This window comes from Clostridium sp. BL-8, from assembly GCF_002006495.1.
Taxonomy (GTDB): domain Bacteria; phylum Bacillota; class Clostridia; order Clostridiales; family Clostridiaceae; genus Clostridium.
Map to the genome: position 1 here is coordinate 53,722 of NZ_LZZL01000024.1, position 18,530 is coordinate 72,251.

The 18,530-nt window shown below is 27.6% G+C and carries 25 protein-coding genes and 2 pseudogenes; 3 read left to right on the forward strand and 24 right to left on the reverse strand.

Annotated features, from left to right (window positions below):
* Nucleotides 1–113: 113 nt before the first annotated feature.
* The 14 genes from CLOBL_RS10270 to CLOBL_RS10330 all read right to left on the reverse strand — a co-directional run bounded on the left by CLOBL_RS10270 (nucleotide 114) and on the right by CLOBL_RS10330 (nucleotide 10,446).
* On the reverse strand, nucleotides 114–1,394 hold the full coding sequence (locus CLOBL_RS10270; protein ID WP_077858945.1) for an McrC family protein: 1,281 nt from the start codon (nucleotides 1,392–1,394) through the stop codon (nucleotides 114–116).
* Nucleotides 1,395–1,398: 4 nt separating this feature from the next.
* Complete coding sequence (locus CLOBL_RS10275) at nucleotides 1,399–2,817, reverse strand: AAA family ATPase (protein ID WP_077858946.1); 1,419 nt, start codon at nucleotides 2,815–2,817, stop codon at nucleotides 1,399–1,401.
* A 78-nt stretch (nucleotides 2,818–2,895) separates the two neighbouring features.
* Entirely contained in the window at nucleotides 2,896–3,378 is a 483-nt protein-coding gene (locus CLOBL_RS10280) for a hypothetical protein (RefSeq protein WP_077858947.1), read from the reverse strand.
* Between the two features lie 367 nt (nucleotides 3,379–3,745).
* A complete protein-coding gene (locus CLOBL_RS27950) occupies nucleotides 3,746–3,907 on the reverse strand; it encodes a hypothetical protein (RefSeq protein ID WP_179117729.1) in 162 nt (53 codons plus the stop codon).
* Nucleotides 3,897–5,057 (reverse strand): HNH endonuclease domain-containing protein, encoded by a 1,161-nt coding sequence (locus CLOBL_RS10285; protein ID WP_077858948.1) that lies wholly within the window; start codon nucleotides 5,055–5,057, stop codon nucleotides 3,897–3,899. Before CLOBL_RS10285 ends, CLOBL_RS27950 begins: the two co-directional genes overlap by 11 nt.
* 49 nt (nucleotides 5,058–5,106) lie before the next feature.
* Nucleotides 5,107–5,415 (reverse strand): nucleoside triphosphate pyrophosphohydrolase, encoded by a 309-nt coding sequence (locus CLOBL_RS10290; RefSeq protein WP_077858949.1) that lies wholly within the window; start codon nucleotides 5,413–5,415, stop codon nucleotides 5,107–5,109.
* Nucleotides 5,412–5,909, reverse strand: coding sequence for an ATP-dependent metallopeptidase FtsH/Yme1/Tma family protein (locus CLOBL_RS10295; RefSeq protein ID WP_242953811.1), 498 nt, complete (start codon nucleotides 5,907–5,909; stop codon nucleotides 5,412–5,414). Before CLOBL_RS10295 ends, CLOBL_RS10290 begins: the two co-directional genes overlap by 4 nt.
* A 231-nt stretch (nucleotides 5,910–6,140) precedes the next feature.
* Nucleotides 6,141–6,608, reverse strand: a complete 468-nt coding sequence (locus tag CLOBL_RS10300; protein ID WP_077858951.1) for a hypothetical protein — start codon at nucleotides 6,606–6,608, stop codon at nucleotides 6,141–6,143.
* A gap of 133 nt (nucleotides 6,609–6,741) precedes the next feature.
* Nucleotides 6,742–7,818: a transposase gene (locus CLOBL_RS10305; protein WP_077858952.1), complete on the reverse strand. Its 1,077-nt coding sequence runs from the start codon at nucleotides 7,816–7,818 to the stop codon at nucleotides 6,742–6,744.
* A 277-nt stretch (nucleotides 7,819–8,095) separates the two neighbouring features.
* Nucleotides 8,096–8,281, reverse strand: a complete 186-nt coding sequence (locus CLOBL_RS10310) for a hypothetical protein (protein ID WP_242953812.1) — start codon at nucleotides 8,279–8,281, stop codon at nucleotides 8,096–8,098.
* Nucleotides 8,282–8,306: 25 nt separating this feature from the next.
* Nucleotides 8,307–8,972 (reverse strand): Type 1 glutamine amidotransferase-like domain-containing protein, encoded by a 666-nt coding sequence (locus CLOBL_RS10315; protein WP_077858953.1) that lies wholly within the window; start codon nucleotides 8,970–8,972, stop codon nucleotides 8,307–8,309.
* Nucleotides 8,973–9,056: 84 nt separating this feature from the next.
* On the reverse strand, nucleotides 9,057–9,293 hold the full coding sequence (locus CLOBL_RS10320; protein WP_077858954.1) for a GNAT family N-acetyltransferase: 237 nt from the start codon (nucleotides 9,291–9,293) through the stop codon (nucleotides 9,057–9,059).
* 9 nt (nucleotides 9,294–9,302) lie between these two features.
* A complete protein-coding gene (locus tag CLOBL_RS10325; RefSeq protein ID WP_242953813.1) occupies nucleotides 9,303–9,563 on the reverse strand; it encodes a 2'-5' RNA ligase family protein in 261 nt (86 codons plus the stop codon).
* Nucleotides 9,564–10,023: 460 nt separating this feature from the next.
* Nucleotides 10,024–10,446 (reverse strand): hypothetical protein, encoded by a 423-nt coding sequence (locus CLOBL_RS10330; RefSeq protein ID WP_143323857.1) that lies wholly within the window; start codon nucleotides 10,444–10,446, stop codon nucleotides 10,024–10,026.
* Between the two features lie 112 nt (nucleotides 10,447–10,558).
* Between CLOBL_RS10330 and CLOBL_RS29140 the strand changes: the two are divergent.
* Nucleotides 10,559–10,681, forward strand: a pseudogene (locus CLOBL_RS29140) (hypothetical protein); the annotation flags it as partial.
* A gap of 16 nt (nucleotides 10,682–10,697) precedes the next feature.
* On the opposite strand, the gene CLOBL_RS10335 reads toward CLOBL_RS29140, so the two are convergent.
* Nucleotides 10,698–11,426, reverse strand: coding sequence for a calcium-binding protein (locus tag CLOBL_RS10335; RefSeq protein WP_077858956.1), 729 nt, complete (start codon nucleotides 11,424–11,426; stop codon nucleotides 10,698–10,700).
* A gap of 559 nt (nucleotides 11,427–11,985) precedes the next feature.
* On the opposite strand from CLOBL_RS10335, the gene CLOBL_RS10340 reads away from it, so the two are divergent.
* Both CLOBL_RS10340 and CLOBL_RS10345 read left to right on the forward strand, forming a co-directional pair.
* Nucleotides 11,986–12,567: a Crp/Fnr family transcriptional regulator gene (locus tag CLOBL_RS10340; RefSeq protein ID WP_077858957.1), complete on the forward strand. Its 582-nt coding sequence runs from the start codon at nucleotides 11,986–11,988 to the stop codon at nucleotides 12,565–12,567.
* A gap of 129 nt (nucleotides 12,568–12,696) precedes the next feature.
* Nucleotides 12,697–13,698: an NAD-dependent epimerase/dehydratase family protein gene (locus CLOBL_RS10345; protein WP_077858958.1), complete on the forward strand. Its 1,002-nt coding sequence runs from the start codon at nucleotides 12,697–12,699 to the stop codon at nucleotides 13,696–13,698.
* 115 nt (nucleotides 13,699–13,813) lie between these two features.
* Here the strand turns inward: CLOBL_RS10345 and CLOBL_RS10350 are convergent, their stop codons facing one another.
* The 9 genes and pseudogenes from CLOBL_RS10350 to CLOBL_RS10385 all read right to left on the reverse strand — a co-directional run.
* The gene (locus CLOBL_RS10350; protein ID WP_242953814.1) at nucleotides 13,814–14,128 is read right to left on the reverse strand and encodes a hypothetical protein; all 315 of its coding nucleotides are present in this window, start codon (nucleotides 14,126–14,128) and stop codon (nucleotides 13,814–13,816) included.
* Nucleotides 14,129–14,327: 199 nt separating this feature from the next.
* Nucleotides 14,328–14,735, reverse strand: a complete 408-nt coding sequence (locus CLOBL_RS10355) for a hypothetical protein (RefSeq protein WP_077858960.1) — start codon at nucleotides 14,733–14,735, stop codon at nucleotides 14,328–14,330.
* 70 nt (nucleotides 14,736–14,805) lie between these two features.
* Nucleotides 14,806–14,982: an AAA family ATPase gene (locus tag CLOBL_RS28365; RefSeq protein ID WP_207652356.1), complete on the reverse strand. Its 177-nt coding sequence runs from the start codon at nucleotides 14,980–14,982 to the stop codon at nucleotides 14,806–14,808.
* A gap of 15 nt (nucleotides 14,983–14,997) precedes the next feature.
* The gene (locus tag CLOBL_RS28930) at nucleotides 14,998–15,114 is read right to left on the reverse strand and encodes a hypothetical protein (protein WP_077858965.1); all 117 of its coding nucleotides are present in this window, start codon (nucleotides 15,112–15,114) and stop codon (nucleotides 14,998–15,000) included.
* Nucleotides 15,115–15,119: 5 nt separating this feature from the next.
* Entirely contained in the window at nucleotides 15,120–16,130 is a 1,011-nt protein-coding gene (locus CLOBL_RS10365; RefSeq protein WP_077858961.1) for a hypothetical protein, read from the reverse strand.
* Nucleotides 16,131–16,377: 247 nt separating this feature from the next.
* Nucleotides 16,378–16,968: an RQC-minor-1 family DNA-binding protein gene (locus CLOBL_RS10370; protein ID WP_077858962.1), complete on the reverse strand. Its 591-nt coding sequence runs from the start codon at nucleotides 16,966–16,968 to the stop codon at nucleotides 16,378–16,380.
* Nucleotides 16,969–17,001: 33 nt separating this feature from the next.
* Nucleotides 17,002–17,358, reverse strand: a complete 357-nt coding sequence (locus CLOBL_RS10375; RefSeq protein ID WP_077858963.1) for a hypothetical protein — start codon at nucleotides 17,356–17,358, stop codon at nucleotides 17,002–17,004.
* Nucleotides 17,359–17,378: 20 nt separating this feature from the next.
* The gene (gene msrB, locus CLOBL_RS10380) at nucleotides 17,379–17,831 is read right to left on the reverse strand and encodes a peptide-methionine (R)-S-oxide reductase MsrB (RefSeq protein ID WP_077858964.1); all 453 of its coding nucleotides are present in this window, start codon (nucleotides 17,829–17,831) and stop codon (nucleotides 17,379–17,381) included.
* A gap of 527 nt (nucleotides 17,832–18,358) precedes the next feature.
* Nucleotides 18,359–18,530: pseudogene (locus CLOBL_RS10385) on the reverse strand (AAA family ATPase); the annotation flags it as partial.

Below are 18,530 nucleotides of genomic sequence, written 5' to 3' on the forward strand. Positions count from 1 at the left end.
AGTAGAGTGAAGTTTAATCTCACTTATGTACATTTTATCATAATTTCCAGTATACTTTTAACATTTTTGTATAAAAATAAGAACTTACTGTAACATAAGCTCTCAAAATACATTTAACTACTTTTTCTATTCAATTCCAATATCTTTTTCAATTCATAAATAGTTTTACTTTCTTCAGATAAATCAACAGTATATACTCTGATCTTTTTATCGGGCATGTCATCTAAATACCAAGACTCAAGGTATTTTCTATCTTCAATATTTATTGAAGCATTATATGGATATAATAAAATTACAGTTTCAGCATCCTTATATCTTGTTAAATATGCATACATTTGATAAAGATCTTCTCTTTTTACTCCATGTCTATTGTAACTACTGTCTATTCTTTTCCATTTTGTATCAATAATTATTTTTTCCATTCCATCTTTTTCTACTACAATATCAGGTTTTAATTGAAAAATACTTCTATTATTATCTTCTTTAATCATAAGCTTATATTTGCTATGCTGAGGATAAACAATACCATCTTCAATATTATTGATTAAAAGATTGCATATATACTTTTCAAAAACTTCATTCATCTTAAATAATATTGAGAACGACTCATTTGTACCATTACTTCCAAGAGAAGAATACCCATTAATCAGCATTTTAGCCAATATAAAAGTTTCTTTAAATCTATTATTAAGTCTATTAAATTTATAATTAAGTATTTCGTTGCTACAAATTTGTATATTTGATACATCGGCCAAATTAGCCATGGAATGACGTAAACTTTTTATTGTATCGTTATTTTTTACATTAGTAAGTAATTTTAATATGCAGTAATTGAATATTTGATTTAGAACATTATCTTTAGAAAATTCTTCAAACCTACAAGCTGCTCTGCTGCTATGTGCAGCTATATTGTTAATATGCTTTTGTACTAATAGCTTTCCTTTTAATGCTGTTATATTATCTTCAAAATAAACATATTCAAGATATGGTCCTTTAGCTAACTCATCTTGTAATGTTTTAGCAAAAAGGTATGCAAAAATCTCGTTTAAATTCATTTTATACATATTTAAAAGCCCTATCTTTGAATAATTAACTTTTATTATTCCACACTTTTGAAGCATATTAATTAATGACTTTCTTCCTTCTTCATAATTATTTTCATTAAGATTAATTTTAGGCAGTATCTCTATAGAAAAGTTAGATAATTTTATATAACCAACATAGTTTATAAATGTTATATTATTTCTTCCCCAAACAAAGTTATCTTTACCTAGTTTATTTTTTTCAACATACCTAAAAAGTTCGTCTGCTTCTTTATTAGTTATTGTATTCAACTCACGATTTTCACTAATTACTAAATTATCATAGGATTCATAAAGAGTAATATGTTTCATAATACTAATCCTCTATCTCAACATCACTATACAAATTGATAAATGCATCCTTGGTTGGATTTTCTACAATTGTATATTTATATTGTGAAGGATATTCATTTGAAATGTTTTTCTTGTTGAATAACATTCCTGGATTTACTTCTTCTTTTGATATGAAGTAGTTATTATCTCCTGGCTTTCCTGCTCCCCCTAAAATAAGTTCTATTTTTTCAAAATCTCCATAGAAATATTCTTGAAGTAGTGGAATGACCTTCTTGTTCATAATTTCAACAATTCCATCAAAGCTCAAATTATCTTTTATAAAGAAAGCATGTCCAATTGTGTGATCTCTATCAAACAAAAACTCTATTCTTTTATTTATAACTTTTAAAAGTTCTCTAAGATTAATTCCATCAACATTTTCACTTAATAATTCTGGATTTGGCATATATTCAATAAATTCAAATCTTCTTCTTAGGGCTGTATCTAAAAGCGCTATAGATCTATCTGCTGTGTTCATTGTTCCTATAATATATAGATTGCTTGGAACCCAAAAAGGCTCATTTGAATAAGGCAATGTAACCTTTATTTGATTTTTCTCACCTAATCTCTTATCTTCTTCGATCAAAGTAATCAGTTCACCAAAAATCTTAGAAATGTTACCTCTATTAATTTCATCTATTATCAAAACATATTTCTTTTCTTCATTGTCTATTTCTGTTGCTGAAATAAGTTCCTTTATATTTTCAATATTTAAATCTTTTTTATAAAATTTATATATTGATTGTTGAGAAAATTTCTTCTCATTTAATATTCTTTTTACATCTATTCCATCGCTTACATATAGCCATTCAACCTTTCTAAAATGACTATAAGAAATTTCTGTATTAGGATCATAAAAGTAATCTCCTGTTACTTTTCCTATAGCTCTAGCTTTTAGATTTCCATATGATATTATCACAATATCATCTTTTTCCATCCAAAGCTTAAACCTGTTCATAGCATCTATGTCAAACTCATCACTCTTAGCTGATGGATATTGTTTTAAATATTCATTTTTTATCTCTTCTTTATTACTGCAGTTTTTATAGTCTACATCTCCCCCTTTGCCTAAGGCTATGCAGTCATTTTCTATGCAATATTTATATATATCGTAATCCCCATCTTTGCTTCCTAGTGACATTTTATAAAAATTGATATTCTCTTCATCAAATTCATATTTTGAACCACGTTTTTCAATTTTTTCAGATGCAGTTTTGCAGATTTGCTTAAAGATTCCATCCTTTGGAACAAATCCGTTCCCTTCCTCATCACTTCGTAATCCTTCAACAAAATCTTCATATGAATATGACTGATGAAAAGTACAAAATGAAATTTGGCCTATTTCAAGCAATTTGTTAAATTCATTGCTTAATTCTTCTCTGCTGCAATTGTCTTCCATCATCTCTCTATATCTTCTGGGATTAATTATTTCTAATGCTTTATTTACTATGTTGAAAGTCTTTCCTGTTCCAGGTGGTCCCTATAATATTAAGTTTTTGTTTCCATTCATATTTAATTCCACCTCTCTTTCTTCACTTTGGGGTTCTTTCTCTATTAAAATTTCTGAATTGTGTATTTTTACATACAAACCATTCTTATCCAGCAAGTTATTGTATTTTTTAATAATCAGCTCATGTACTTTTTCTTCTTCTAACTGTGATTTACTAAAAAACTTTTTAGGCTGTAAATTTGGCTTTATAGTTATCGTAATGGAATTCATGTATTCCCAACATGTTATTACGTTCTTTTCTCTGATGATTTTTTCATCATTTTTTTCTCTTCTCAAATTTTCTTCGTATATTTCCTTTGGTTCAACAATGAAGGCATCTTTTTCAGAATTATTTATTCTTTCTAAAACAACAACATCTAAACCTTTTAGTGTTTCATTTAAATAATCTATCATTTCATGAACTTCTAGATTATTTAATATTCTATTTGGTATCTTATCTAAAATCTTATCCATATAAATTTCAAGTTTCCCCTCATATTTTTATTATGAATTCTAAATTAACTTCTTGTAATATACATTATAGTTATATTGTAGCATAAACATCTATTATTTCTATTGCTTTTCTTTACCTATGTAACAATACTGTAAACATATTCTGAGCAGCATTTCAACAACGCTAAAAAGTATATATCCCATTAAAGAAGTATTACCTATTTAAGAGTTCCTATATTCTTAAATTATAGAATTTTTTTAATTCTTCATCCAGTTGTCTCTACTTCTATTAATTCATTACTCAGCTATATTAAATGATTCATAAAAATACTCCTTGTCATCTTCAAATTCTTTTTCTATATCTTCATAATCTATAAATGTATCTTAATCATACACACAGCACATGCTTTACTGTAAAGCCTTCTTTCCCTGTAATATATGCAGTAACAACTTGTTTAACATGTTTCTTATAAGTTTCAATAACTACTTTGTAAGTATCATTTTTAATAGTCCTTTCATAAATTCCACCAGGAACCAACTTATATAACAAACTTCTCCAAAACTCCAAACCCTTGATTTACCGCCACTCCATAAACCGGTCCAATCTCCTGTTTCATCCTCTTAACAAATTCCTCTTCCTTATTTTCCTGCTTAAACTTCTTAAGATTATCAGCCTTCAGTACTTGTCCATATTCCTCAATCTGATTTTTCCTATCTTCATCAACTACGAAACAAAATGCTTCATACTGCATTTCACAAAATCTATCAATATATGTATCATAATGAAGCAAATTATCGCTTTTCTTACTATTAATATTCTTAAAAGTAGGTACCAAATTCCACATCTGATCGTGAAGGACAAAACTCCAAGGTATGAAATGATCTATGCTCAAAACTCCATATTCCTTATAATTCTCTTCTGTGAATGCTAAGCCCGTATATAAATCTTTTATGTGTTTTCTTTCTATGACATTTTCCCATATTTTTGTTTGGGTTTTTATGCTATTTCTATTTTGTGGAGGTGCTAGTTTCATTGCTATTCCAGGAACATTTGGATTTCGCTTTTGTAGAAAGCATGCAAGTTCATAGTATGCCCAGCCTTCAATAATTTTTCTGTTATATTTTAAATAATTACACCAGTTATCTCTTATTCTAATGCAATTTTCATTTTTCTCATTTTGATATATTTCATAAACACACTCATTATCCTGTCTTGATAATTCTTCAATCTGCTTTTCAACTTTTCTGCCCTTGAGCTTTCCTTTAAAAAAAGGTGCTAAAAATCTGTACGGTACATTATAAGTTAAATCCTTTAACATTTTATTTAATTTTTTATCTTCCGACTCATATATAAATTCAAAAAGCTTATCTTCAGTATAGTTACTTCCAACATTATAAGTATCAGAAATATACTCAACTACGTTTGCTAAATTATCACATAATCCAAAACTAAGTTTACATTTTAAAATAGGATACCAAGATTTAACCACCATCCTGCTTATTAATGCTCTAAACTCAATTTCTTTCTCATCAGAAGCTACTTCCTTTAGTATAGCTAATAACCAATACATTTTGTAACTAGCAGATTTGTCATTTAATACTCCTGCAAAAGCAGAATAATTCACTTCATTACTATATGGTACCTGACATATTTCCTTTGGTAATATTCTTGTTTCTTGTGGAATAAATATTTTATCCATTCAGCCTCACCCATTTTAATACAATCTCCCTACATTTTAATCCAATTATTTACTTCACAAATTTAAGTACAATCCCTTCCTTAAATCCTCCACGTTCCTCTCTCTTCTTATCTCTAGCCTTCAAAAGCTCCTCTTCACTATAACCTAAGCTTTCCGCAAGTCCAAATAAAACCTCCATTACATCAGCCAATTCCTCTAAATTTTTATCCTCTAAAAATTCATTAACTTCTTCTTGCAATTTAGTTTCTAAAAGCTTGTACTTTTCATCTCCAGCTACAATTGCAGTATTACATTCACGTCCATCTGCTTTTATTATTTCTGGAATCTTATCTCTTACTAATTTATTATATGTTTTCATTGGTTCTCACTCTTTTCATCATTAATAATATTATTATCTTTCTTTTCTGTTAATTCTTTTATTTGAGCTAACAAATATTTATTTTCCTTTTTTAGTTTTATATATTTCCAAATAAAAAATATAATTACCAATGGAATAATCCACGAAAAAGAAATAATATTAATTAAATTATCTTTTGTATTTTTCCATTCCAATTTCACATTTGCTTCTTTAAGTTTTGATATCAAATTTCTATCATTTATATTTGCTGTAAACAAAGTTTTCCCTTTATATTCTTCATTATTTTCACTTGGAGTTATTATTAAATTTTCATTTTCAATTACAACTTTAGATACTTGATTTTTCTCCAGTAAATTTATGAACTCATTATATGTAATCTCTTTAGTCGCTGCAGTATCTTTAGCATAATTAAATGCAATGAAAAATACACATACCAAAATTAATATTGCTAATATATATCGTATTTTAATTATTTTTTTAATCTTCTCTCCCATATTAATCCTCTCAATTTTGTCATACATAATTAATTTAATTATATCATATCTACCAAATTAAAACATATTTTTTATAAACTTACATTACTTTATCAAATCAAGCATAGTTTCTTGTTCAATTCTCTCTTTTTTATTTGGCTATGTTTAATATAATGTTGAAATATAGCCTTAAAAATTATAGGTGGGATTGTCCACCTATAATACTCAATATACGAATATTATCAAGCAAGATTATTTATAATTTTGCTTCATTAATTCTATTAAATTTTCTGTTAATTGTTTTTTCAAAATACCATGCTTTTCTTCTGTATAATAATATTTCTTATCAGTCCAAATTTCTTTAGAATATCTATATATCGTGTCTTTTCTTATTGCTTCTTCTTCCCATTCATAGCGTGGATAAATATGTGCATGTAGATAATTGTCTTTATTTCCTAAAATCTCATAATTTATTCTTATTGGATTACAGACAGCCTTAATGGCATCGCCTATTAATGTCATATCATTTAGGAAACATGCTCTTTCCTCAAAATTCAAATCATTTAAACTATTAATTCTGGGATAAGCAACAAGTATGCAATAACCAGAAAGAAACTGCCAATCCCTTATAAATACAACCCCACTTTTCATTCTTGCTAATGTAGTTGGATATTCGCCCTTTACCGCTGAAGCAAGAACATTATCTATCCATTCACTCATATTAATTTCCTCCATATTCTCATTAAGATATTATTACATTAGTATACAATAATTTACAAAATATCACACATGTCATACATACATTGGCACTCTATTTTTCAAGTCTTTTATTTTGACACCACTTTACAATAATTTATCTAACTTCGTCTTGCGAAGCAAAGCAATTAATAACATCCTTAAATGTAATTATATTTTTTACAGATTGTAGTGTTTCTAACAACTTATCAAAAAATAATTCTTTAATAATACATTCAGATAGATAATATTTTAACTCCTGTGGACTTTGAAGTTTATAATATGAAAACTTATCAGTAATAAATGGTAACATGATGCACATGCTATAGGCTACCCCTAGCAAATTGACGTACTTTTCTATGGCACATTTACTTCTTACCATATAATTACTAAATGAACAAAAAGTTTTCTGTTGATAAAATATAACTTCAATATTCCAACGAATTTTATAAATGTTATAAATACTTTTATCAAGTTCTGGTTTATCTTCAGAAGGTACGTTATCAAAACTTCTAATTTTATTAGGATTTATAGTACTCATATAAATCCTTACAGATTTGAAATTTTCTATATCCGTGGTGGTAACAGTTATACAGACATTCTTATTGGTCAAATTAATTTTGGCTTTTGTATATGCTATGAAAAATTTACCTTCTTTAGTGTATTTGAGATTCCTATAATTAATTTTATTTCCTTTTTTTCTTGGACATCCTTTTTTACCAGTATGTTTTTCAAAATTTACTTCAAACATTGCTGTATCTGAGCGTAGAGCTCCTATAATATGTATGTTTGAAAATTTTTCGATTTCACTTATAAATGGCTTTTTGGTATACCACGAATCACATGTGACGATAACTTGATATTCTGCTAACGCAGGGGCAACGGATAATATCATTTCAGATGCTAATTCAAGTTTTGTTCTAGATTTATCATAAATCCTGTACTGTATAGGAAATTTGATATATTTGATTTTGTGATTATGCAGTATAGGAATTGCTATTGCTACGCATACGTTCCAATACTTCTTTATAAATTTATCATAAATTAGCTTTATAGATTTTACTTCCTGCATATAGAAAATTGAAAAAATAAGTATCTGAAAGTTTTCAAAACTTCGTTTATAAAAAATACTTTTATATGCATTTAAATACTTCTTTAATGTATTAATTGTTGAATTACTGCCAATACTATTCATAGAACCAAACACCGTCCTTGTTAAAGAATCGTATTGGAACTATGATTATTTTGTGCAAGAAGTCGGCATTTGGTTCATTGTATTTCATGGAAATTTAATTACTTGTAAAGTGGTGTACTATTATATTTTTATAAATATTATCCCAAAACTTCTTATTATACATTTACATTCTCCTATATGTATTTTTTATACCTTTAACTATAATCCAGACTATCTATAAAACTGATCAAATCCACAATACCCCCAGCTAATTCCTCTAAGTTCTATCCTATAAAATTTATCTCCATTTTGTAACTTCATATGTTAACTTTCTTGGTCGTGGATATGGTGATTGATTTGGATATCCAATTGCTACTGCTGCTACAAATTCATCCTTACGATTTATCCATGAACATATTTCTCTGTCACAATTAAATATGTCACAAATCCAAAGAGCTCCTAATTTAAAATCCAGTGCTGCCAAAAGTAGTGTTTGTATATATTCTGTATTACTGCTTACTAAACGTTTTAACCTTTCCTAATAGGACTATTTTTTCATTATCAACAATTATTCCTCCAGTATTTGTAATTGCATATACTTTCTCTCTTTTTTCTCTTAATACCTTATTAATATATTTATTCTGAATTTCAGCTTCTTCATAGTGAACTTCAATATCAAAATCCTTAATAAAATTTAGTCCTGTATTGTATGTAAATATATTATAATCTTCATCTGGAGTAATGTGATATTCTGATATTTGAATCATTGCACCTGCGCTGCTTCCAATAATAACACCTTTAAAATTTTCAATATCATCAATTAAATTGAACTCTTTTAAACGTATCATCATTTCATCTGGCAAACCACCAGTAAAAAATATTATATTGCTATTCTTTATTTTAATTTTTGCATTTTCCGTTGTATCTTTAAAATAATTTATCCAATTTATATTTTCTTCTTTAATTCCATAATTCAAAAATGGCGCTATAATACTTTCATAATATCTGCCATTATTCTTACTATATGCATTACACCAACCATTATCATCACATATATTGTCATCAAATGAAAATGGAACTATTAAAACTTTGTCATTAGAATTTATGTATTTGGATACTAAATCTTTTGCCCAACTCTCGTGAAAATTATATAAACTAAATAACATATTTACCATAAATATTCTCCCCCTTATTTTCTATTATTTATACTACTGATTATTCAAAATCACTATTTTCATTACTCATTCTTAAATTGCTATTTACATTTCTAATTTATATCTTAAAAGTAGCTCTGTAGTACCATCTTCAAATTTAGTGACATCATCTGCTTTAAATCCAAATTTTTCATAGACTTTCCTTGCATTATAATTTTTTTCTAACACCCATAGAAATATTTTTCTGACATTATGCTCTTTAGCATATTCAAGGCAATCCTTTATTAAAGCGCTTCCAATACCTTGTCCTTGAAAGAAAGTATCAATTATAACTTTCCTTATATTGAAAGCTTATTCTAAATCAAATGAGAATTCAATTGTAGAATGTTCCATAGAATCAATATTTTCAATATATATTTTATCAATTATTATTTCGAAACTTTCGTTTAAATTTCTTAATTCATCAAGAGCTTTATAAAACTCAATCTCTTGATTTAATCTACCGACAGTTAAGTGCGGACAATATGTTACTTTCCTAAATAAAAAACTCTCTAAAATTCCACTGTATAATTTATCGTGAAGTTCAATTATATTGTCATTTCCCTTCTTCACATCTTTTAATATCTAAATAAAATCAGTTAACACTCCACCCCCTTTTTAAGGCTACCTAACAATACATAAATTTTTTCTATGGATATATTTTACCATAAAAGCAGATTTTACAATAAAAAATAAGAGCCTATTTTTATAAGCCCTAAAAATATGACCTTCTTCTCTTAATCACATACTTGTATCTGTCACACCTAAAACATATTTACCTAAAGGTGTTATCCTAAAATATTCAACTTTAAAAAATGGAAGATAATCATAATCTGAACAGCCACCTTTTGCTTCATAAAAATAGTATCAACAATCCCCATAACTGACAGGTATTCTTGCAGAACAACTTCAACAAAGCGCCCGCCCCTCTATCTCTTTCCAATCACACCAAGGCTCAAGATACATATTATGTTTTTCACTATAATGGCTAATACTTCCAACTTGATTAATAAGGAAACTTTTATTTATCATTTTAAGGTAAATACTTTTCTAATATTTTTTTTATTGGGTAAGGTACAGCCTCCAGCTGAAAAATCAACTTTATCTTAGATTCTATTTCCCATGGTTTTTTAAATCTTTCTTTTTTTATACCATATTTTTCATGTAAATATTCAACTTTTTCATAACTTGGCAACTCATCATATCTTAAGAATTCCTCAATGTATTCCCTCTCAAATGGAGTAAGTTCTTTCCATATCTTATGAATATTATTTTCATTTAATAAAAATTCTTCTAGTCGAGTTTCAAACAACCATGAAGAAAGATGATATATCAAGATTCTTATATTATGATGCATCCTTATATTATAAAAGTAAAATGAATATAAATACCAATGATAAAAATAATTGTTTAATGTTGCTTTATGCTTTATTTGATAAAGTGAAACTTGATTCAAGTTTACTTGAATCCTAGTTGAACTTATCCAGGAACTTAGTGCTACTTATTTCTACCATTCAAAGATGGTGGAAATTAGTGGCACTTAGTTATCGGACAAGTTTGGTGACGATATTTCAAAGAAAAGATTTAAGATAGTGCCCGATGAATATAAAAAGAAAATAATGGCGCTACCTCAAGATGTAATAGAAGTTATCGGCACAGAAATATTTGACATAAATTCACTTGATGAACTTAAAAAATATTTCTCATTTATCTGTTACAAAACCAATAATTGTAATCTTCAACTAATTCGTAGTTATTGCTATTCTTTTCTACTAATTCCAGCAAACATAAAGGAAATGCATATTGTTTTCTACCTTTTCTTGCCTTAACAACTATTCCATCTAAATCAAACACACCTTCTATTGAAATAATTTTAATGATATCTCCTATATCTAGAGGACCAGAGTCTTCTATAATTTCAGCTTCAAATGGAAACTGAAGGTTCTCTTTAAGGTGATTACACCAACATTCATCTATCTCTTCATCACTTTTGTATTTATAATTTTCTATAAAATCTTCAACTCGTTTTTCCCTATTTAAAATATTCTTTTCTTGTATTTTCATATCCAATAAATCTATATTATTTGAATCTAATTTCATATATTCAATTTTAATATTGTTAACCATATTTCTCAATAAATTTTTAAATTCACTTACATCCGTTTCTTGCTTTTCTTTTTTTAACTTTATAATTCCTTTATCTGTTGTAATATTTATCAATGTTTTTTTATTTTTCGTAAAAGTTATTTTTGTTATTCTATCCCATTCAATAAAAATACTTTCTTGACTCAATTCTGCTAAAATTAAAAGACCTTTTTCATAAAGTTTAATTTTTGCATTTATTATAACTATATCAAAGTTTTGATAATCCCCAAAGTAATCGAACTCAAACTCCATAATATATTTTCCATATTCACTTTTTATAACTTCAAGCATATTTGTCTCCTATCTTGTATCAAATTAATAATTAGTATTATGTTAATATGTCACTTATTAAATTCACCTAACAATAATAGACTTTCTTTATGGATATATTTTACCATAAAAATATATTTTTCAACAAAGTAAAATGAATATAAATACCATAGTAGTATATATTCTTCTGATATTGCTGATGTAGTAACTTATCTGAATTGTGGATCAATTAAATATGATATACAATCATATTATATAACAATCTTGATGGGGATGAAAAATTACAAATTATAGAACATAAAGTAAGGAATAATATAGAATTATCTCAGCAAGATATTATGACACTAAGTTTTGTACCATTAATGAGCAGTAAAAGGACTAAAAGTGAACTTACTTTTGCTGAACTAAAAAAATATTTTTAATCTAGATAATGACCTTCCACACCATCAATTTTAACATTCATAGCATTAATTTGACTTAGTATTGCAGTTTGATAAAGCCATATTTTGACCTACTACACTAATATAAGGTATAATTTATAGCAGTTATATACCATATATATTTGTAGAGGTGACGTATTATGTTTGATAAGCCAAGCGATTATCTTGAATTAGGATTGAATTTATCCTTTGGAGAAGATTTGAAAAACATACTTAATTCAACATCGACTGTAAAGAGAGTTTTAAAGGATACGAATGTTCTTATCCAAGGCGAAATACCATCTTCACTCTACTATGTCCATCAAGGAATCATGAGAGGATATTATATAGATAGTTTGGGAAATGATGTTACAAAATGCTTTGCAATCGAAAGAGAATTTGCTTGTAGTGAAGGCCTCAGAAAACCTGGAGAAGCTAGCTTTAGTGTAGAGAGCCTTGAAGAGAGTATTTGTGTAATCATACCTTATAGTTCCATAATTGAAGGAGTGAAAAAAGGCACTGAAATGACAGCCATAATCAATAAATATAGTCAGAAAGCCCTTGCTGATGCAGAAAGACATACACGGGGCTTGCTTACGAAAAGTGCATTGGATAGGTATATAGAGTTTAAAAGTGAGTATAGCGTTATAGAAGATAGAATAAGCCAAGCTCATATTGCTTCCTATATTGGTATTAGAGCAAGTTCACTCTCCAGAATTAAAAGAAGTATGAAAATAGAATAAATTTACATAGAAAACATCAAATAAAAATATTTGGTGTTTTTTTGTTGTAATTGACATAGGTCAATTACAACTGGAACTTTTACTGCTAATATGATTTATAAATTCAATTATACAAGGAGGATTATAAGTATGAAAAAAATTTCTTTAGTAACAGGTGCAAATGGACATTTAGGCAACAATTTGGTAAGGCAATTATTAAAGAAAGGAGAAAATGTTAGAGCAGGTGTACGTAATTTAGAGGACAAAGAACCATTTGAAGGTCTTGATTGTGAAGTAGTTTATGCTGACTTAATGGACAAAGATTCACTTCGCAAGGCATTAGAAGGAGTAGATACATTATATCAGGTAGCTGCTGTATTTAAACATTGGGCCCAGGATCCAGAAAAAGAGATAATTATCCCTAATATTGATGGAACTGAAAACATAATAGAAGCAGCGAGAGAAGCAAATTTAAGAAAAATAGTATATGTAAGTTCTGTAGCAGCATTGTCTTTAGACGAGGTTAACTCAAAAGGTAAAATTGATGAAACTACATGGCTTAAAAATGGTCATGGAAGTGCATACTTTGTTTCAAAGAAAGAATCAGAGAAGAAAGCCTGGGAGTTAGCAAAAAAATATGATTTGGATATGGTTAGCGTTCTTCCTGGAGCAATGATTGGTGGAGAATTTTTAAAGAAAACTCCTACAATGATGGGCTTTGATAGTGTTCTTTTAGGAAAGATGAAAATAAATTATATAACTGAAATGACACCAATAGATGTAAGTGATGTTGCACAAGGAATGATTGAAGCAGCAGAAAAAGGTAAAAAAGGAACAAGATATATTTTAGCTAATGAAGAACCAGTAACTTTAGATGAGATTATAGAAATTGCAAAAAAATTTGTTCCAAATCTTGAAACACCACAAAAATATACTAAAGAGCAAGTATTAAATTTAGCTGACAAATTAGAAGCTGAAGCTAAAAAAACTAATACTCAACCTTTGCTGCTTAGAAGTCAGGTAGAATTATATTATGGTGGAATAAACAGACATTATGATATTACTACATCAAAAAAGGATTTGAATTTTAATCCTAAATTAGGTGCAGAGGCATTGGAAGAATATTTTGAACGAGTTTATAAAAGTCTTTAATCCTTTACGTTAATAATTGGCTATGTTTTAATATAGTATTGAAATATAGCCCCCAAATTATAGATTAACTTGTCCACCTATAATGCCAATATACAAATATTGTATTGTAAAGTTCTTATTCAGACCTTTTTAACATTGCAGTTTCGGTTTTGCCATTCCAATCTATCTTAACTCTTATATCTCTATCAGACGCATTTGGTATTCCACCAGTAATTCTCATTTTAACAGTGTACTCATTTTTATTATCAAGTGAAAACTTGCCATCTTCTCCCTCTTTAGGTCCATCAATTAAATATTTAATTTCATTTTCTGGGTTATTATCCGTTCCAATAAATTTAAATGTGTAATAACTATCATGTGATTTTTCGGTTTCTTCAATTTTATAAGATACATCCCAACTTTGACTTTTGCCCTCATAGTTAATTGCCATACTATTATTCTTACAGCCAATAAGAAATAATGAGCAAATAACAATTATGGAAATAAACTTTTTCAGAACTCTATATTATAATATTACCTTATCATATTCTTTTCTTTGCTATTTTATTATGATACAAATAATTATTTATTTAATTTTCCATTTATTAAAATTGTAACGCCTAAACTTCCCTAACACTTTTCACTATAAATTATATAACTATAGTATATTCATCTTTATTACTAGCAAATTTACTGTAGGTATTTCCCATAGTTTCTTTTTGAACTCGAGATTTATATTGCTTATTTTTTAATTCTGTCATAAAAGCTTTTTTATCATAATAACAATCATCTGGAATAGAATTCAAATGATAAAAAGCTTCGACCATTGGATAATTTAAATATAATTGTCCCATATCTGAAGAATCAGAAAAATATTCCTGCATTAATTTGATATGTTTTGGATCATATTGAGGATCATGTGGGTCTAAATCAAAAACTAATAGAATATCAGTGTATCTATCGTCTAATATTTTTTTCTTCTCCGGATCTTTTTCCCTAGCTTTTAATATTAAACGTATATCTTTACCTTCAAATCCATCAATGCCATCACTAAACATTTCTTTATAAAGCGTATATATATTAGTACAATATGATACTATTTGAAATTTAGCATCTATTCCATAGATGCTAAATAACTTTTTCTAATTTAAATACATAATGAAATTCAGTGAAATCCGTTTCTCCATCAGCATTTAAATAATAGTCATAAACTCCTGGAGTTACATTTTTATCTGTCAAATGTGTTGTTATATCAAATATTGCTAGCCCAAGATTTGATTTACCAGAAGCATTCTTTCCATACACAATTATTTTATTAAATTAATCTAATACTTTTTCATTAAGAACATTAAATTTATGTAAATGAGATTCCTTCCAATCAAAAGCAATCTGAAGTATTTTATGAAGCTCTTTAAAATTAATATATATTTGAATAATATTGTTTAGATTCTAAATCTATTAAATGATCCTATAAATTCATCAATAAAATCTAAATTATTTTTTACCTCTAACTTAAGCTTAGTTTTTTTGCATAAATCAGTTAAAAGGCTTTGTATGTACTCATCTCTTACAAAAATAGTTTTAGGCCTTCCAAGCTGAGTAATATAGTTTATTAAGCAACCTATAATTTCATATGCATCGTCATCTTCCTGATTTAATATACTGTAATCTATGATTGAACCATTTAAGCAATCTGATAAAACAATCATTCTAGGCAGAATTGGTCTTTCAAGACTTTTATTATTTATTGGTGTATTTAAATATAATAAATCTATTTCTATTTTTCCATTATTACATTTCTCTTTACTAAGTTTAGTAATAAGTAACTCATCTTGTAAAACAGGAACTGGATACTGTATTTGACTAACTAACATTGGTGCATTGTGGTTATACCATAATTTATCTTTTTCATCATATCTGCGAAGTAAGGTTTCTCCATTATTAAAATCTACTTTAAGATCATTTTCTATGTACGCCTTAATTGCCATAAATAAGTTTTTAAATACTTCTGTAAGCAATACAACTTCTTCACTATCTAATATGTATGGAGTATATCCCGGTTCATGAGAATTAAAATAAATCCAATTATCTTTGCCACGGAATTTATAACCTAGCTCCTTTATAATCTCTAATTGTTTTTTTATTAACTCATCTCTGCTTCCAAAAGTACACATCAATAAATTTTGATATCTAGGCATTTGTTCTACTGGCAATTTATCACTACTTGATATTCTGTAAAAACCATCAATAGCTTCAAAACCAAAATAAGTTCCTATACCATAGAATTCGCCGCCCCTTCCCATAATACTGCAGTATATTGGTTCATCTAAATTAGGTAATATTATAGTTATAATGTCCATATCCCAAAAATATTTCCAAGGTTTTAAGGCTTTTATTTTTATTGTCACTTCGTATAGTTCTTTCCATTGTTCTAAATTAGCTTCTTTCCTCATATTAAAATTATTCTCCTTCAAATATCATTACCTTTAGTTTTCTTTCATTATATATAAATTTAAACATCTCTTTTTATCTTCTTCAATACATTGCCTATTGTATCCATAGCCTCTTTATACAAAATGAATTTGTAAAATGGACAGTTGCAGCTTAATTCCCTAAAACTATTGAAATATATCCTCATAATCTTCACATGCATTAGCTTTTGAATTTTCTTCCCTTAATTCTTTTCTTTTCTCACATTCTCTAATAACACAACTTATAAACAGATTTTAATTTAGAGATAGTGTGGTTTATTATAATTCTTACTTTTTTCACCTCAACTGCTTCCCATTCCATCAAAAATCTTATAAAACCAATGTTCCTACTTTCTCTTACTTTTAATAATAACATCTTAACAACTTGTCTATTTGTCTGTTTTAAACGTTCTATTAAATTCTCTGTACCGATTTCATTAACTCTCAAAATTAATGAATATAATTCTTCCACATAATATGGTTTATATGTTTCCCAAACTTTCTCTGAAAAAATTATCATAGGCAGTCTTCCATTATAATAAATCTCTAAATAATCATTTACAATCATCCAATCCACTATTTTTGTTATTTCTTCAATAGTTAACTTATTATAGTATCCATAACTAGGACACTTATCAAGTCCATTTTCTAATACTTTTTTATCTTTAGATCCTTTAAGTATTTTTGCCAGCATTGTTCTCCCAGCAGATGCAATAATTTCATCTGCTGCTCTAAGTATATTATTTATATCTTCCTCTGATGGATTCTTTTGTCCTGTTAAGTCACTTAAATTATATCTAACTCTAGGCTTTCTCCTCATTCTAACTACCTCATTATTTACACATTATTACACTTAAAATATAAATTCTTCTTGTTCCTCTTCTTCAAGCTCAAAAAACATATATTCATAATCATCATATATATCGCTAATCAATCTATTTTCTCTTAATTTTTTTCTTTTTTCAAGAAGTTTCTTTTGTGCCTCAATGCTTTGCTTCAATTGCATTACATATTCCTCTTCTATTTTATACCCTAATAAAGTTAATTCTTTAACAGCACATAATTTATCTACTGCAAAATGTTTACTATATCCTTTAACCAAGTTCTTTCCATCATACTCTGTTCCCCAAGCTTTAGCTGCCAATAATCTTGAATCTCTTTTTAATCTTTTATGCCTTGGAACACCAAAATTCCTTTTATGTTTTTTCATATTAATCTCCAAAAAACTTTTTAAATATCTAGTTCATCTAAATATTCTTCATAACCTAATTCCTTCATTTTATCCATAGGAATGAATTTAAGTGATGCTGAATTAATGCAATATCGTAAGCCTCCAGCGTCTTTTGGTCCATCATTAAATACGTGGCCTAAGTGAGCATCGCCGATATTACTTCTTACCTCTGTTCGCACCATACCATGACTCTCATCCTTTTTTTCTTTAATAGCTTTTCTTGTAATAGGCTTTGAAAAGGCAGGCCATCCACAACCCGAATCAAACTTATAAGTAGACATAAACAAAGGCTCTCCGGTTGTTATATCTACATATATTCCTTTTTCAAAAAAGTTATCGTACTTATTATTAAATGGTGCTTCTGTAGCATTTTCTTGAGTTACTCTATATTGCATATCTGTTAAATTTTCTTTTAATTCTTTAAGTGGCCTTTTTACATACTTCTCATCCATTTTATTACCTCCATAAATGATTCTTGTTTTAATATATTATTTCCTTTTTACTTATCTTAAATTCCATCTATATTCATGTCAATATTTGCTTTAATAAGTCGTTAGTTTATGTAATTAAATTAATATTAAAACACAGTCTTTTCATATATCATTTAAAAATTGAAGTTAAGTTACTTGGCCTTGATATAGAAGTTAAAAGCAAAGAAAAAAGTGCCCCATCCGACCAAGATAAGCACCTTTACTAAGATTTAAAATTTAAATTAAAATCTAATAGCCCTAAAACAAAATAATCACTTTGTGAAAGTGACTAACACCAAATATAAAATTTGGGCTATCTACTTTTGTTCTAAGGATGCTTAGTCCTATTAGCACTAAGCATTTCTTATTTATATTATATCAATTTTTTTATGTCTGGTTATTCTTCTCCTAATTTAATTATGCAATCCTTCTTATAAAATGAAATACCATATTTAATTATATTTTCATAGCCTTCCTGCCTAAATTCCTCATCATATTTATTCTTTTACAAGTTCATCTTTAATACATTTTAATGCCAATTCAAAAGTTGGCTGCTTAGCAGATTTTAAGGATAAATTTATCACAGGATATTGCCCTATATGAGAAGTATACTTTTCTCCTGCTTGCATTATATTTAAACCTTCAAAAAGGTACGAATTATCTTTTTCACTATTCTCAAAG

Coding starts and splice junctions, on each gene's coding strand:
- CLOBL_RS10270 (WP_077858945.1), bottom strand. CDS start 1,394: ATGAAACATATTACTCTTTATGAATCCTATGATAATTTAGTAATTAGT.
- CLOBL_RS10275 (WP_077858946.1), bottom strand. CDS start 2,817: ATGATGGAAGACAATTGCAGCAGAGAAGAATTAAGCAATGAATTTAAC.
- CLOBL_RS10280 (WP_077858947.1), bottom strand. CDS start 3,378: ATGGATAAGATTTTAGATAAGATACCAAATAGAATATTAAATAATCTA.
- CLOBL_RS10285 (WP_077858948.1), bottom strand. CDS start 5,057: ATGGATAAAATATTTATTCCACAAGAAACAAGAATATTACCAAAGGAA.
- CLOBL_RS10290 (WP_077858949.1), bottom strand. CDS start 5,415: ATGAAAACATATAATAAATTAGTAAGAGATAAGATTCCAGAAATAATA.
- CLOBL_RS10295 (WP_242953811.1), bottom strand. CDS start 5,909: ATGGGAGAGAAGATTAAAAAAATAATTAAAATACGATATATATTAGCA.
- CLOBL_RS10300 (WP_077858951.1), bottom strand. CDS start 6,608: ATGAGTGAATGGATAGATAATGTTCTTGCTTCAGCGGTAAAGGGCGAA.
- CLOBL_RS10305 (WP_077858952.1), bottom strand. CDS start 7,818: ATGAATAGTATTGGCAGTAATTCAACAATTAATACATTAAAGAAGTAT.
- CLOBL_RS10315 (WP_077858953.1), bottom strand. CDS start 8,972: ATGGTAAATATGTTATTTAGTTTATATAATTTTCACGAGAGTTGGGCA.
- CLOBL_RS10335 (WP_077858956.1), bottom strand. CDS start 11,426: ATGCTTGAAGTTATAAAAAGTGAATATGGAAAATATATTATGGAGTTT.
- CLOBL_RS10340 (WP_077858957.1), top strand. CDS start 11,986: ATGTTTGATAAGCCAAGCGATTATCTTGAATTAGGATTGAATTTATCC.
- CLOBL_RS10345 (WP_077858958.1), top strand. CDS start 12,697: ATGAAAAAAATTTCTTTAGTAACAGGTGCAAATGGACATTTAGGCAAC.
- CLOBL_RS10350 (WP_242953814.1), bottom strand. CDS start 14,128: ATGGCAATTAACTATGAGGGCAAAAGTCAAAGTTGGGATGTATCTTAT.
- CLOBL_RS10355 (WP_077858960.1), bottom strand. CDS start 14,735: ATGTTTAGTGATGGCATTGATGGATTTGAAGGTAAAGATATACGTTTA.
- CLOBL_RS10365 (WP_077858961.1), bottom strand. CDS start 16,130: ATGAGGAAAGAAGCTAATTTAGAACAATGGAAAGAACTATACGAAGTG.
- CLOBL_RS10370 (WP_077858962.1), bottom strand. CDS start 16,968: ATGAGGAGAAAGCCTAGAGTTAGATATAATTTAAGTGACTTAACAGGA.
- CLOBL_RS10375 (WP_077858963.1), bottom strand. CDS start 17,358: ATGAAAAAACATAAAAGGAATTTTGGTGTTCCAAGGCATAAAAGATTA.
- msrB (WP_077858964.1), bottom strand. CDS start 17,831: ATGGATGAGAAGTATGTAAAAAGGCCACTTAAAGAATTAAAAGAAAAT.